The organism is Micromonospora sp. NPDC050200, from assembly GCF_040656135.1.
Taxonomy (GTDB): Bacteria; Actinomycetota; Actinomycetes; order Mycobacteriales; family Micromonosporaceae; genus Micromonospora.
This window is the reverse complement of the sequence record NZ_JBFALG010000062.1, coordinates 21,932-36,623: the sequence shown is the minus strand read 5'-3', so window position 1 is coordinate 36,623 and position 14,692 is coordinate 21,932. Positions and strand designations below refer to the sequence as shown.

At 65.4% G+C, this 14,692-nt stretch carries 9 protein-coding genes; 1 reads left to right on the top strand and 8 read right to left on the bottom strand.

Features of this window, described 5'->3' with window-relative positions; translation table 11 throughout:
- Window positions 1–6: 6 nt before the first annotated feature.
- The 8 genes from AB0I41_RS28855 to AB0I41_RS28820 form a co-directional block, all read right to left on the bottom strand.
- The gene (locus tag AB0I41_RS28855; protein ID WP_357113737.1) at window positions 7–195 is read right to left on the bottom strand and encodes a hypothetical protein; all 189 of its coding nucleotides are present in this window, start codon (window positions 193–195) and stop codon (window positions 7–9) included.
- Window positions 196–258: 63 nt separating this feature from the next.
- The gene (locus AB0I41_RS28850; protein ID WP_357113736.1) at window positions 259–774 is read right to left on the bottom strand and encodes a transposase family protein; all 516 of its coding nucleotides are present in this window, start codon (window positions 772–774) and stop codon (window positions 259–261) included.
- Window positions 775–977: 203 nt separating this feature from the next.
- Window positions 978–1,205 (bottom strand): hypothetical protein, encoded by a 228-nt coding sequence (locus tag AB0I41_RS28845; protein ID WP_357113735.1) that lies wholly within the window; start codon window positions 1,203–1,205, stop codon window positions 978–980.
- Between the two features lie 222 nt (window positions 1,206–1,427).
- A complete protein-coding gene (locus AB0I41_RS28840) occupies window positions 1,428–1,751 on the bottom strand; it encodes a helix-turn-helix domain-containing protein (RefSeq protein WP_357113734.1) in 324 nt (107 codons plus the stop codon).
- Window positions 1,752–2,075: 324 nt separating this feature from the next.
- Window positions 2,076–2,594 carry an SMI1/KNR4 family protein gene (locus tag AB0I41_RS28835; RefSeq protein ID WP_357113733.1) on the bottom strand — a complete coding sequence of 173 codons (519 nt, stop codon included), beginning with the start codon at window positions 2,592–2,594 and terminating at the stop codon, window positions 2,076–2,078.
- Window positions 2,594–10,168, bottom strand: a complete 7,575-nt coding sequence (locus AB0I41_RS28830; RefSeq protein ID WP_357113732.1) for a ricin-type beta-trefoil lectin domain protein — start codon at window positions 10,166–10,168, stop codon at window positions 2,594–2,596. Before AB0I41_RS28830 ends, AB0I41_RS28835 begins: the two co-directional genes overlap by 1 nt.
- Before the next feature lie 834 nt (window positions 10,169–11,002).
- Window positions 11,003–11,926: a hypothetical protein gene (locus AB0I41_RS28825; RefSeq protein WP_357113731.1), complete on the bottom strand. Its 924-nt coding sequence runs from the start codon at window positions 11,924–11,926 to the stop codon at window positions 11,003–11,005.
- A 206-nt stretch (window positions 11,927–12,132) separates the two neighbouring features.
- Window positions 12,133–12,588 carry a hypothetical protein gene (locus tag AB0I41_RS28820; RefSeq protein WP_357113730.1) on the bottom strand — a complete coding sequence of 152 codons (456 nt, stop codon included), beginning with the start codon at window positions 12,586–12,588 and terminating at the stop codon, window positions 12,133–12,135.
- Between the two features lie 719 nt (window positions 12,589–13,307).
- On the opposite strand from AB0I41_RS28820, the gene AB0I41_RS28815 reads away from it, so the two are divergent.
- Window positions 13,308–14,381 (top strand): substrate-binding domain-containing protein, encoded by a 1,074-nt coding sequence (locus AB0I41_RS28815; RefSeq protein WP_357113729.1) that lies wholly within the window; start codon window positions 13,308–13,310, stop codon window positions 14,379–14,381.
- The last annotated feature ends 311 nt before the right edge of the window (window positions 14,382–14,692 follow it).

The following is a 14,692-nucleotide window of genomic DNA, read 5'->3' as shown; positions in this document are numbered from 1 at the left end:
AAGCCATCAGACCCAGCAGACCTCCCTTCGAGTCTGTCCCGCTTGAAGCGGGGATGTGTCAGAGCGCCTCGTGGCGCACTGGTTGGCCTTGACCGCGACCATCAGCTGGCCGCCGCCGGCGGCCAGCAGCTCGGCGTGCCCGGTCTGGGCGTGTAACGCGTCCGCGACGACCAGAACGTCTGTCAACGATCCCACCTGGGCGGCGACCTGCTTCAGCAGTGGCCTGAACGCGGGGATTTCGTTGGACTTGGCCGCGATCTACACCTGGGCGAGCACGATGCCGGTGCTGACGTCGTACGCCGACAACAGATGCACCTGGCGCCCACCGGGCAGCCGGGCACCGCGTTCGACCTTGCCGTCGACGGCGATCACCAGCCGCCACCGCCGCCCCGGCATCACTGGTACCGCCCGGACGCGCAGCCAGCGGGCCAGTACCTGCGACAGCACCTCGGCGTCGATACGGACCAGCAGCCGCCACACCGTCGTCGCCGCGGGCACCCGGTCGCCGAAGCCGAGCCTTTCCCATGCGGGCCGGTCCAGATCCCGCACCCAGTCGCTGATCGCGGCGAACGTGCACGCCCCCGCCAGCACCGCGCACACCGCCACCGCGAGCACGCTCACCAGCGGGTAACGCCGGCCACGCGGGTCACGCGGATCGGGCACCGCAGCCAGAGCCACGAACAGACTGCGCTGTTCACCCTCGGTGACCGTAGCCCGAAGGGGCAGATCGGCGGGCCGGTGAGGCAGCAGGATCTCGATGGGCGATGATGACATCGGCGGGTGCGTCCTTCTCGGGATCATGTGGCTTCGCCTCTTCATGATCACCACGGGTCGCGCCCGTCCTACATCGACCCCCAGCCTGCACGAAATCCCAGCTCAACCGCCCCTCAAACGACTACGCAATAGCCCTGGCATGCATGCCAAGCTGTGGACCCAATGCGGTAATCATCGTCGCCGCCCGTCGATGCATTCTGCTATTATCCTCGGTTTTCTACGATCTCGATGTCGATCGGCTCCTCGCCATTGAGATAAAGCACAAAGCCCGCGTCTTCGTCGTCCAGCATGTCCACTGGAACCACCTCGAGCACGTAATCCGGTCGCGGCAGGAATCCGAAATCAGCTGGGGGCTCGCGCATGCTGCCGTCGGGGTGGTAGCCGTAGGTGTCGGTGCGGGTGGTGCTGCCGGTGACCGCGACCGAGGTCATGCCGTGGACCTGGGGCTGCCCCCGCTGCGGGTAGGTGTAGGCGCGGCTGGTGCTGGTGGTTTACGAGGGAAGCTGCGACCCGGGCTGCACACCAAGATCATGCCCCAAGCCAAGCCACAGTGGACGGCGGGCCCCGATCAGCGACTCACCTCAGGCTGAACACGTACGCGCGATCGTGTCCAAGTGGAAGAAGTCGGTGGCCCGCCGCCCGTGCGCCTGGGTTCAAAGGAAGCGTCGCCAGCTGGTGTCCACACGGCGCGGCGCCGGTCCTGTCCGGGTGCGGGCCAGGATCCGGCGGATCGTGCCGGCACCGACCCGATACCCGAGGCCGACCAGCTCGCCTTGGATGTGTCGGTGTCCCCAGCTCGGGTTCTCCCGAGCCAGCCGCAGGACCAGATCCCGGACCTCGGCACTGATCGGCGGCCGGCCTGGCCGGTTCGGGTAGGTCCACCTGCGTTGGACCAGACGGCGGTGCCACGCCAGCAGCGTGGCCGGCGTGACGAGGCGATGCTGGCGTAGCCCGCCGGGGAGGAGCCGCGCCAGCACGGACAGCACCGCCCGGTCCGGCCAGGACGGTCGAGGCCGGCCGACCTGTCACAACCCGTGCGACGAGTTATGGCACGGCACAGGGTTGTCTCTACCCTCCGGCGGCGGGACAGCACCTCCTAGCGAAAGCTTGCGGCTCGCCGAGCGGCTTTGGAAGTCTGCGCGCCACAGCAATCCTTGGGTTACGACCAGACCGACGAGACTTCCATCGATCGAAATGCATGTCCGCCGCCGTGAGGGCAACCGTGACGGCAGCCTCCGCGAACCATCAGTCACCGACGGAGCAGGCGCACCCAGCGCAACCGGCAGACCACGTGAACTCCATCAGGCAAGCGGACTGAAGCGAACCGTTCGCCGAGGGAAGTCCTTGGGGAATATGTTCATGCGAATACGCCGAGAAAGGACGGCTCCGAGCCATTCGACCGCCCCTCCATCATATTCCTCCCAAAGCGGGCCACGAGGCTCCCCTAACGCTACGCTCCAACGGTCCGGATCATCGCGCTGTCCGATCACCCAGTAAGCCACATCACCGTTCTCGGAACGGCCGAATGACAATAGATCGGCAGGGTTCCGCGGGAGCGAGTGACCCCTCTCGGCCAGATATTCGAGCGCCCAGGTAGTGCGCTCGTGCTGGTATTCGAGATCTAGGCCCTTACGGGAGGAGCCGGGATATAAGATGTAGAAGAATCCACCAAATAAACCAGGCCCGTAATTTTCTACGAGCCACTTATAGTCCGACGGGAGCAGAACTCCCATACGAGCCTCGACCGTATCCCAGTCCACTGCCGTCGGCGCACGATCGGGCGGCGCCACTACCTGCCGGAACGAGTCGGAATCGAACATCAGTCACCATGCCCAAAAAGTCCAGCTGGATTAGAAATATACTCATTCAGGCTGAAGCCTCCGTTGCCGTAAGCCTCCATCCTGATGCCGATTGGTATCGGACCGCCACCATGGTAGACGGCTGTAGCAGTGTACTGCACATTTTGCCCACCCTTGACTGCATCGTAGATCTTCTGTTCAAGGTCTCGCATTATCGGCGAATTCACTGGATCTTGCGTGATGGTGACAAGGTTTGATCTACGAGAGCCAGAGCCACCCAGCATCCGCGCAAGAAGGTGACCCCGCCCAACGTTGAAGTCATCACCATTTCCAGGCCATCCAGGCGGCTTGATTCTGCTACTCGCGGCACTTCCCGAGTCAAGCATCGAGGCATTCAGCGAGGCTGAAACGCTCGTGGGCCTATGATTCGCATCGAGGCCACCGTATCGGATGCTTCCACCATGGGAATACTTGTCCTGGTGGATCTTTCCGCCGCAGTTGTGCACCAGGACAGGAGCACTGGCGGCGATCACATAGTACGTGTGGATGTCGGCGACGGTGAGGTCGCGCATGTTCTGGGCGCCGGTGTGGTTGCGGACGGCGGTGACGGTGACGGTGTCTCCGTCGGTGGTGTGTAGTTGGTGTCCGACGGTGAGGTTGGCGGCGTCGACCCATTGTTGGCTGGTCTGGTCCCAGAACGGGTGGTGCTGTGTGGTGTGCAGCACCGTGACTGTGCTGTCGTCGGTCCCGTCGGCGGGGGTGGTGTCCTCGACGTGGACGGTCAGGTCGGTCAGGTCGGTGTCGTGGTTGCTGTGTAGTTGCTCGACCGGTTTGGCCTCGGTCTGCCCTGTCTCCGGGTCGGTGGCGAGGACCTGGTCGCCGTTCTCAATCTCGGCGATGGGTTTGGTGGTCCCGTCGGCCATCAGTACGAGGGTGGCGGGGGCGAAACTGTGCATCGGTGTGCATCCGACGATGCGGGCTTTTCGGATGGACTTAGCAGCCGCTCTACCGGCGAGTCCGAGTGCGCCGCCGAGTGCGCCTTCCAGGACGACTTGCCGCCAGTCGACGGTGCGGTTCGCGATGGTCTGGTTGCTGGCGCTTTCCGTCATCCCGGCCGCGACATTGGTTATCGCGACCATCCGCTTGGAATTGGCCGCCATGCCGACGGTTCGGGCGAGCAGGCCACCGACCCCGGCTCCGGCCGCGCCGCCGGCCGCTCCGGCGGCGGCGCCGATGAGGGCACCCTGGAACCGCTTACCGTCCTCCGCGAAGGCGGCGCCGAGGCCGGCACCGATCGCGGCGCCGGTCATGATGGCGCACCCGATCCCAGCGGTTGCCGCACACACCGCGACGGCGGCGATGGTGACGACGGCTACTGTCGCGGCAGCTTTCTCGTTGTCGCTCAGCTCGATACCCCCGGGTGCCAGCCCGGTCGGGTCGCTGAGGGTGATGGGGTTGTGGTGGGCGTAGGCGTAGGGGTTGAGGCTGTTGGGGTTGCCGGGGTCGATGAGTGGGTCGGGTGCGATGAAGGTGCCGGTGTCGGGGTCGTATTCGCGGGCGCCGACGTCGAGGAGTTTGGTGGATGGGTTGGCGGGTGCGTTGAGGAATCCGCGGTCGGTGGGCCAGTTGCTGACCGCGGCCCGGTCGGTGCCGTAGGGGGTGTACCAGCGGCGTTGGAGGGTGCCGGTGATGGGGTCGACGGTGAGGTTGGCGCTGTTTTGGTGGTCGGCTGCCAGCCAGGTGACGGTGGTGCTGCCGGCTTTGCGTACGGCGACGGTGGAGCCGGTGTGGGTGTAGTAGCGGGTGCCGGTGACCGTGTTGCCGGTCAGGCGTAGTTCTTCGCCGCCGAGGTAGAGGCTGGTGCCGGTGGGGTCGGTGCGGATGAGCAGGGCGCCGTTGGCGTCGTAGAGGTGTTTGGTTTGGTCGGTTCCGCCGACGGTGGCGGTGTCGAAGCGGCCCTCGGGGTTGGTGGTGTAGGTGCTGGTGATGCCGGCGACGGTGCGGGTACGCATGCTGCCGTCGGGGTGGTAGCCGTAGGTGTCGGTGCGGGTGGTGCTGCCGGTGACCGCGACCGAGGTCATGCCGTGGACCTGGGGCTGCCCCCGCTGCGGGTAGGTGTAGGTGCGGCTGGTGCTGGTGGTTGCCGTGCGGTGGGTGTCGGTGGTGCGCCGGCCGGCGGTGTCGAACGCGTAGCTGTCCCAGTAAGGCTGCTTGCCGGTGGCTGACACGTTGGTGGGGTCGGCGGCGCAGTCGTCGAGGGCGGTGTACGCCTGGGTGAGGCGGTGCAGTCCGTCGTATTTGAAGCATTGGGATTGTCCGTCGGTGCGGTCTTTGATCGCGGAGATGTCCCCGGCTGGCAGGTGGGTGTACTGGTCGTCCTGGATGGTTTTGCGGGTGCCGGGGACCGCCGGGTCGGGCAGGGTGGCGATGATGTCCGTGAGCCGTCCGGTGGCCGGGTCCCAGCCGTAGCCGCGCTTGAGTTGACCGGCGCCCGGGTCGCCGTAGGTGCGCATGGCCAGTTGCCCGATGGGGGTGTAGTCGGTGTCGGTGACGTAGTTGCTGACCCCGGTCAGCGTGGTCGGGTAGCCGTTGGTGTCGTAGCCGGCGGTGACCGTTTCCGCGGTCAGCCCGCCCTTTGGGCTGTAGTTCAGGGTGGTCGGGTGGTCGGCGGAGTCGTAGCCGTAGCTGGTTTCGTAGGTGCCGGCGAGTTTGCCTTCGGCCTGTGGGATCACCCACCGGGTGCCGGTGGGCCGGTACCGGTCGTCGTAGCCGGTCGGTTCCACCTTGTACTCGACGCCTGCGATGTATCGGATGGTGGAGGTGAGGTGTCCCTTGGAGAAGGCGAGGCCGTCGTAGGTGTAGGCGGCGAGCTTGGTGCCGGTGCCGGCATCGCCGGCCCACCGTTCGGTGACGCGTCCGACTTTGTCGTAGCGGTAGGAGATCTTCTGGCCGCGGGCGTCGGTGGTGGACAGCAGGTCACCGATCTCGTTGTACGTCGAGGTGCTGCTACCGGTGTTCGGGTCCTGGACGCTGGTGCGGTTGCCGGACAGGTCGTAGCCGTAGCTGGTCACGTTCCCGGCCGCGTCGGTGACCGAGGTCAGCTCACCGGCGGTGTTGTAGCCGTAGCGGGTTTCCTCGATCGCCGTGCCTGGTTGGACGGTGACCTTGGTCGGCCGGCCTGCGGCGTCGTAGTAGGTGGTGGAGTTGGTTCCCGACGGCGGGATGAGGGTGTGCCGGTCACCGTCGTAGCTGTGCCGGGTCCCCCACTTCTCCACAGCGTTGGCTTCCAACACCTCGGCGGTGACCCGCCCCACGGCGTCGTAGCCGTAGGTGGTGCGGGAGGCCAGGGTCGCCGGGTCGGGGTTGTCCAACGCCGATCCGGCCGGGTCGGTGTTGTAGTAGGGGGCGATCTGCGCCGCCACCTGTCCCCGACCGTCGTAGCTGGTGGCGGTGATGATCCGTCCTGTCCCGCCCGGCGCGGTGCTCTGCGTGTTCCGCGCCCGCAGCCGGCCGTCGAGGAACTGGTACGACGTCACATACACGGCCGGCGCGGTGTCCGTGGGACGGTTCTGCAGGGTCTGCACGGTCAGCTTGTTCGGCGCGTCCGCCCGGATGTCGTAGGCGTACTTCACCGACGGCGGATCACCGTTGGCCTTCTTCTCCGTCGGCAGATACACCGCGCTCCGCCGCCCCAACGCGTCGTACTCGGTCAGCGTGGTCCGCCCGTTGGCGTCCAGGACCTGTCTCGGTTGGGCCCGTCCGGTCTCGAAGAACACCTTCGCCACATGGTCCAGGGGGTTCTTGACCGTGACGTCCTTCAACGGCAGGTTGTCCGCCGGGTTGTAGCTGGTCGAGGTTTCCTGGCCGCGGGCGTCCGTGTTCGTCAGCGGCCGGCCCCGCGGGTCATACGTTGCCGATGTGGTGGCCCAGGTGTCCGGCGCGGCGGTCAGCACCTGGTGTTTCGTTCGCCGCCCGGTGGCCGGGGGCGTGTTGAGGTCGAGACTGTAGTCGTAGTAGGTGCGGCTACGGGACAGAATCGTGGCGCTGCCGCACCCGCCGGCGTACTCCGTGGTCTGTTTGGGATAGGCGATCAGATAGGCCGTCGTGTTGAAGACGTACTCGTTGCGGGTGCAGGTGTCGTCGCTGGTGACGGCGGTGTCACCGAGGTCGCGGGTATCGGTCGGCAGACCGTAGGTGCTGTCGTAGCTGGCCTGCGACTCGGTCCACCGCCACTTCCCGTCGGCGCCGATCCAGGTACGCGCCTTCGTCATCGTCTCCTTCACCCGGTGGCCACGTAGTTCCTGCCCTCCGGTCACGGGAGCGGCACGCGTGCCGGTCTGGGCAACGGTCGGCACGTGGATCGTCGATGCCAGGATCTGCGTGCCGTCGAGGTCGAGGCTTTCCCGCAGGTACCCGCCCAGCCCGTCGGAGTCGTTGAACCGGTTGGTCCATTTCTGCAGGACGCTGCCGCTGCAGGTCCACAGCACCAACTGGTAGTAGGCTTTGCCGCCCTGGTCACTGCCCGCGTCCAGGCATTTGCCCGATTGCGGGTTCTTCAAAGTGCCGTCTGTCTGGGGCTGCCAGACCTGGTTCGCGCCGCCGGTGCAGTCGAACAGCATAATTTTGGTGCCGTCGGCGGTACCTGCGCCCTGGATGTCCAGACAGCGATTAGAAACTGGGTTCTTCAGGCTGCCGTTGCTTTGCAGCTGCCATACCTGGTTCGGAAGATCGTTGCACGTCCGCGATTGGACAACCGTACCGTTCGCGGTTCCCAAATTCGCGAGGTCGATGCAGCGGTTGGCGTGGCTGACAGCCAGGCGTCCGTTCAGCTGGAACGCCTGATTCCACGTTTTTGTGCAGGTGTAGAGCTGCAACGCGCCGGTCGTGTAGCTCGGGACGTCCAGACACTTGCCGGACTTCGGGTTGATGAAGGCGCCCTTGGGGTGCGGAAGCCATTTCTGATTGTCGGCGCCGGTGCACGTCCAGTACTGAATACGGGTACCGTCGGCCGTGCCGCCGCCGACAATGTCGAGACACCCGCCGTACGAGTTCTTGATGGTGTCATCCGGCTGGTACGTCCAAGAGTGATTTGGAGCGTAAGTGCCGGTGGGGCAGAAACCTGCAGTAACGAGGCTGCCGTTCGCGGGTGGACGGCCACCGACGCTTACGCACCACTTGCCGTCGCCGGCTATCGCACCCTCGACACCCGGGGTTCCTATCGGAGCAAGCAGGCCAGCGTCACGCCCATACCACAACATTTCCTGCCCGGTGGGGCCGTCCGTGACGCTGTCGCCGTCCATTCCGCGGTAGTGGACGTTACGACTCTTGGTCTCGGCAGCGCCACTGCTCTTTGTCGCGGTGACCGTGCTGTACCCCCGCCACTGCGACCAGGAGCGATATTGCAACTGGACAGTTTCATTGGCATCGTGCGCCCACAGTGCGTCGTCGGAAGAGGCCTCATTCGTGTAGGCGTACGAGGTGGTTTCCTCAGGCGACCCACCCGTGAGGTCTCTCTCCGTCACGGTTGGGACAACATACTTGTGGAACCAGGCGAAACCGCTGCTCCCGTCGGAGTAGTGGCGCTGCGGGAAGCAACGATCCGGGTTACGCTCCGGGATCGGCGGGGTGGCGCGTGAACAGCCGCCTCCCATGTAGTCGATCGTTGTTTCCGCACCGGTGCCGGTCCGTACGGACGTCAGTCGGTAATGCCGGTACGGCGGCACACCGACATCGGTTCCCCAGTCCACCCGGTTGTCGTACGGGGTGCCCCCGAACTCGATCTTCGGCTCGGCGATGGTGGTGCCGTCCACACCTCGCCCGGTGTGCTCGATCGACTTCAACCACAGATGTGGGGACGTGTCGTCGCCGGGCGGATCAATGTAGTCGCCCGTTACCGGGAAGTCGTGTTCCAACTTCCACTCGTCCACCGTGCGGTACTGCGGCGGATTCCCCGAGTCGAGCACCATTGCCCTGACCCCGGACAACCGCTTGGTCGTCAGGAACGACGGACTGTAGTTGTTGCTACACGGCAGGTCCACCTCACAGTAGAGATCCCACGGGGTGTCGGGGTACTTCTCCCGCATCGGTGTCCCGTCGGCGTTAAGGCACGGCTCGCCGGTGCAGCGTTCGCCGAGCTCAAACTCGACCCGCATCGGCGCCTGCTGCGCATGCTCGTTGCCGCCATGGTCCCCGTAGTCAACGTAAGCCAGGTGCGCCGCGATGTCGTACGTCCTGACAGCGGCAGCGCCCGCGTAATCGCCCCGTTGCTTGATGTAGCCGTAGGTCATCGAGTTGCCGTGCGGGTCGACGACGTAGTCAAGGTTCCACCGGTACGCCTGGCTACAGCCGCTCGGGCACGGCTCATTCGTGTTGTTGCCGATCACCGGCACGGTCTGCACCGAATCGGTGCGCTCGTTGTCGTTGCTGTTCCGCTTGCTGACACCGAAAAAGTACTGGACACCGTCCTGCGCGGTCACCCGCCAAAACTCGTCGTCGTTGTCCCCGTTGTTGACCGCGTAGGGCCAGGACCCGCCGCTGATTCCGTTAAACTTCTCGATCCTCATCCCGTCGTCGCTGGCCGCCCGCCACTTCGTGCCGTCGAACACCAACTGGGATGCCTTGCCACCGAACACGAGTGTGGCGTTGTACGGCGAGAACTGGCACAGGTCCCCCAACGCCGGCAACCCGTCCTGAGCACACGGCCGGAAAGAGCGTTCGATGTAACCGACCTGCAGGTCCCAACCCTCACCCATCCAGGAGCTCTGACCGTTCTGGGTCGAGGTCTGCCCGTCCACTCGGCCGCTGTCGTAGGTAAAGGCCAGGCTCGGCTGCGGACCGACACCCGCCGGGGGCACCTTCAGCTGGTAGCCATAGTTGAAGCTGCCGCTCTGGTTCCCCGCCGACCAGGAATACGCCTGCGACATGTTCGTCTCACGGAAGGTGCCACCGGCCGACGACGGCGTTGACGCCACGGCCACCACCGAGGACAGGCCACTCGCCGCTACCGTCACCTCCGCGGAGAGCGTGCTGCCTGAACGAACCGCGTTCAGATCCCGACGGGTCCGGCACTTCGGATCCTGCGGCGTGGTCAGGGCACAGGCCGGCAACGTCACAAGCCGCAGCCGCCCGGCGAAGTCACCACCGTAGGCGTCGGCGAAATGACGGTAGTCCACCCGCAGTTGGAACCGCCCCGAACTATCCGCTCCATCGGTGCGGGACAGAGCCAACAGCGCGCCGGCAACCCCTGCCGCCTTGGTCGCCTTCTCGTCCAACACCCGCACCCGGACAGAGGCCGGTGTCCGCTCCCGGCCGCGCATCGCACGCTGCTCAGCGCCAAGGGTGGTAACGGCGGGCGGGCTCAACGTCACCGGCAGCTGGCCGACCTTCGTAGCCCGACCGGAGACGGGCACCGTGGCAACCGCCGCCGGCGGCAACGTCGTGTGCTGGAGCCTGGTGAGGCCCGGCTTGTCTGTCGCACTTCTCTTCGGCTTCTGCGGCTTAACCTTCCGAGTCGGTACCGGCTTCTGCGACTTACCCGACGGCGTCGGCGTCGGCTGCGCTGAAGCCGGCACCTGCGTCAACAGGTTGGCGGTCAACGCCAACACCAGCCCGACCGCCAAGACCGGCCACAGGCGGCTTCGTGCCAGTACCCTCAGCCAGCCCGTCCAGCGACTTTTACCCGGCCGTCGTACCCCCGTGCACGCAACCACGAGCCCTCCCCAGGACCACACAGCAACATCAAGTAGTCGGCACACTACGGGGAGACATTCAGTAGTAGCAATACGGAGGGGGGTGCCTCACTATGCGTAGCACCCACCCTCAGCAGCCAAGACAGACGTTGATCTGCATGGATGGCTCAACCGGCGCTCTCCGAAAAACTCCGCGTGATCACGTTCCGCGACGACAGGAACCTCTCAACCGCAGGAGACGGCAACGCCGCTAACCGGTGACGGTGGCGTGGTGAAAGCAGAGCATCTCGGCGGCCGGCTGATCGCATACCACCCACTGGCGTTCCGGGCCCTCACGCCGCCGTCCACCGCAGCCCTGCCAACCCCTGCAAAGCTGGTCGACGTAGGACGGATTCTCCACCGCCGCTGGGCACACAGACGCCCGCCGGGCTGGCTGCCGGGCTGGCTGCCGCACTGACAAACCCCCCGGGAAACACCGGGAAGAGGGAGAGAGCAGCCCTGACAACGCCGGGGCGGACCGGTACCGCCAGACGGTCCGGGCTCGGCAAGCGAGATCAAAAGGTGAACCGCAAGCGGGTTGAACGACAACCGAACCAGCCCATCCCGTAGGCGGCCGAGGCCGGACCCGGTCGGGCCCGGCCTCCACCGTCTGTCGTGCTGGTCCCAGCCGATGGCTGCGGGCCTGGAAGCGGTCGGGGAACACGGTCCCGGGCTACCGGCCAGGCGCGTCCCGACGATCGATCACTGCTCCCAGCTGGGCTTGCTCCTCCTGACCCACTCCGCCTTGCTGACCTCGGCGTTGGCCGCCCCGACGGCGCCCACCGTCTGGAGGATCCCCGGGTCGACCGAGCCCACACCGACCACCACAGCCGTAAGGTCGAGGATGAGATGGGTAGTCCCGTTCGCGTGGATCGAGATGGCGTCGCTGACGGTGCTGTCCCTACCCACGGCCGTGCAGAAACCGTTTGCGAGGTTCATGTTCGGCGGGACGTTGATGGTCGACGCAGTCGGCTTCGACGTGTTGTAACTGTAGACGGTGAGGACCGCGTTGCCTGGCGGTGAGACGACGGTGATGTTGCCGAAGATCGCATCGGCGACGAACATGAAGTCCGACAGGTTGATGTAAATGGTCTTACCGCTAAGCAGCTGGCCACTGGTGTCCAGGTTGCCCGTCGGGTTGATGATCCTCGCTCGCTGGTCGGCGTACCGGGTGTCGATGACCCGCTGCGGCTTAATCGGCACGATCCGGTTCGCGTTGCCAGACGTGTGCACAAAGTCGGTGTACCTCTTGCCGTCGGACGCCTGAAAAGCCGTCACCCGGATGTTGTTACCCGAATCGATACCGATAGAACCGAGCGGAGCGTCCGTGGCAAGGTCCTCCCCGCCGGGAACCAACCGCAGGGCCGGCGACAAGAGCCCCGCGACGGGAGACCGGGTGTTCGACAGCTCCAGCGTGGCCCCAGAGCCGCTGCTGATCACGCCCGTGGTGGCGGGACCCGCACTGACGGTCCGGCCCTGCAACACCGGCTCCCCCGGAGCGGCCTGCACCGGGCCCGCCGTCGCGGCCGACACCACACCGGCGCCGGCGACCCCGGCCGCGACCGTTCCGGCCCGACGAAGCAGCCGCCGACGGCCGATGATCTGCTCGTCCTGCTGTTCAGACATCAAAATCCCCCGTTAAAAGGTGAGGAGGCTGAGACAACAGAGATCATGCAACATCCGCGCATCCAGGGCAATGGCGGGCGTCGATCGGCCACGGTGGCGTCAGCGGACGATATCCTCACTCGGAGTCGTGACGATGTCAGCAACCCCAAATCGCCACGGGGGCCGCACCTGCCTCACGCCACCCCGACCGGCTACATAGCCGCAGGTCAATCGGCCTCATTCACGGCTACGCGGTCGCCTTGACTGGAGCTGCTTACGACCGTCATAGTCACAAAGGGTTGTGGCGGTGTTCTGGATCCTGATTTCGTCAGCGCGGTCCAGGGGAAGCACAAATGCCACGGCATCAACGTCCAAGTCTTGGCCGACCCACCGGTGACCTGCTCCAACGTCAACTCGGGTACCGGCGCGTAGCCGTACACGGGTCCAGGGCCGAGCAGGTGCGCGACGCCCGCTGCGTCGGGTGTGGCGGACCCCGATGGGCAGGGCATGGCGCTCGTCGGGCCGAAGACGTGCAGCGGCACGTCCCGCTCATGGCAGCCCCACGAGCCGCAGGTCTTCAGATGCACCAACGGCACCCGCGGCCCGATGCCCTTTTTAACCTTGACCCCGAAGCCCCGAAGCGGCGCCAGCAGCAGGCTCTGCACCGCCACGTGCCCGCTCACCCGGCGCGGCGTACCAGGCCCGCGCCGCACCCGAACTGTCCCCGTTGGGGGGCGGAAGCAGCGGCCCACCCAGCGTGAACACCACCGCCGCGATCAACAGCAGGCTCATCCGAAGACCGACGTCGCGGGACAGCCGCTGGTTCCCGATCGGTCGGATCAGAGGGGCGCACGGGCGCTGTCAGTGATGGACCGCCATGATCAGGATTGGGTGGTGCGGACAACTATGTACGCTACTTTCATTAGTTACACAAACATTGATATACGTAGGTGATTAACCTAATGTCCGTGTCCACGGTGACCTTCGCAACATTCCCGAAACCCGTCAGAAACGGCTCCGTGGATGTGCAGAGCAGTCGGTTCGGCTTGTTGCGAGAAGACTGCCGAGTGTAAGGCGGCCACAAGCCGACTTTGCGCAGGTCGGAATGAGGTGACCAGTTCAGGTGTCGCAACGAACTAGGCGATCCTCTCAGCACGTTGGCGTTACCGCCTCAGCAGCCGACCTTTGGTTGACCCGGTGGCCGACGGCAGCACTGGAACAAATACGGGGACAAGCTGTTTCAGCTCGCCAAGAAAGTGACTCGTGATCCCTCATGAACAGACTCTCTAGAAGTTTGACCGCGCTCGGTCTAGTCTCAGCTCTCGCGTTCGGCGGGGCGGCCGCCGTGCAGGCGGCCGGGACCGGGTCGACACCCGGCCTCGTGTCCTGGGGTGTTCCGCCCTTGGACACCAACATTCCGCTCACCGAGGAAGAGAAGGAACACGGCCGTGAACACGGCCGGGAGTTGCCGCAGCCGGAACTGCTCCAGCCGTCCCTCGATTCCGCCCTGCCCACCTTCAACCCGGCCTACAAGCGCAACGAACTCAGGGGCGACCTGAGATGCGCCTCCTCCGATGTCCTGCCCGGCTTGGCCAAGGCTTGGATCGCCAAGTTGAAGGAGTACTACCCGAAGGTCAACATCTCGGTCGACCCTCCGTACGCCGGCAGTCTTGGCGCCCTGGAATTGATCGAGGGCAATCTGGACTGCGTCTTCGTCTCGCGGGAGCTCAAGCCGACGGACGTGTCAGGATTCCGGGACGCCTTCGGCTATGACCCGTTCAGCGTACCGATTTCCGGCGGCAGCTACCGCCATTTCGGATTCCTGGACGCTCTCGGCTTCGCGGTCCACAAGGACAACCCGATCGAACAACTGTCGTTCGACCAACTCGACGCCATCCTGTCAACGACCCGCCACCGCGGGGGCGCGCCTATCCGAACCTGGGGCGACCTTGGCCTCACCGGCGAATGGGCGGACAAGCCGATCCACATCTACGGCCTCAAGCCGTGGAACGGCTTCGAAGAGTTCGCCCGGCAGCGCGTGCTGAACTACAACGGCAACCGTGGCGAATGGCGCCCCGGCGTCGAAACCGCGGACACCCCGAAGGACCCGAACGTTACCTGGGAGAGCACCGTCTTCAAACTCGCCGAGCACATCGCGAACGACAAGTACGCTCTCGGCTACACCGGCCTGGCGTATGTGGACCACCCAGTGAAGATGCTCGCCCTGTCCGACCACAACGACAGCCCGACGTACGCACCGACCTACGAGAACGTCGCCACCGCGTCCTACCCGTTGAGCCGACTGATCTACCTGAACCTCAACCGCGACCCCCAGCAGCCGGTCAACCCGATCTTCGCGGAACTCCTCCGCCTGATCCTCAGCGAACAAGGCCAACAGATCGTCCGCGACCAAGGCATCTACCTGCCCCTGCGGTCGCAGCAGGCGACCCGAAGCAGGGAGATGATCGGACAGTAGTTCCTAACCGATCATGAGCGGTCGGAACAACAACGCCTTCCCGGGACGCCAGAAGCGGCCCGGGAAGCCGCTCGTCCCGTCGATGACGCAGTGGTCTACCTCGGACAGGATCGCCGACCAGCGCGTGAGACAGTGGAACCCCATAGCGCGAAGACCTCCACCAACGCACCTGCCGCCACGCAGGGCATCGACGCCGGCAAGAAGATCGTCGACCCTGTTGCCGAATTCGTTCAGGCTGTGTCCGCAGCGATCAACGCACTCTCATCGGCTACGAGAGTGCGTCTGCCGGTAGCCCGGTGAACTCATGATGC

Excerpts from the sequence above, each read along its gene's own strand:
- AB0I41_RS28850 (WP_357113736.1), bottom strand. The coding sequence starts at position 774 with ATGTCATCATCGCCCATCGAGATCCTGCTGCCTCACCGGCCCGCCGAT.
- AB0I41_RS28845 (WP_357113735.1), bottom strand. The coding sequence starts at position 1,205 with ATGACCTCGGTCGCGGTCACCGGCAGCACCACCCGCACCGACACCTAC.
- AB0I41_RS28835 (WP_357113733.1), bottom strand. The coding sequence starts at position 2,594 with ATGTTCGATTCCGACTCGTTCCGGCAGGTAGTGGCGCCGCCCGATCGT.
- AB0I41_RS28825 (WP_357113731.1), bottom strand. The coding sequence starts at position 11,926 with ATGTCTGAACAGCAGGACGAGCAGATCATCGGCCGTCGGCGGCTGCTT.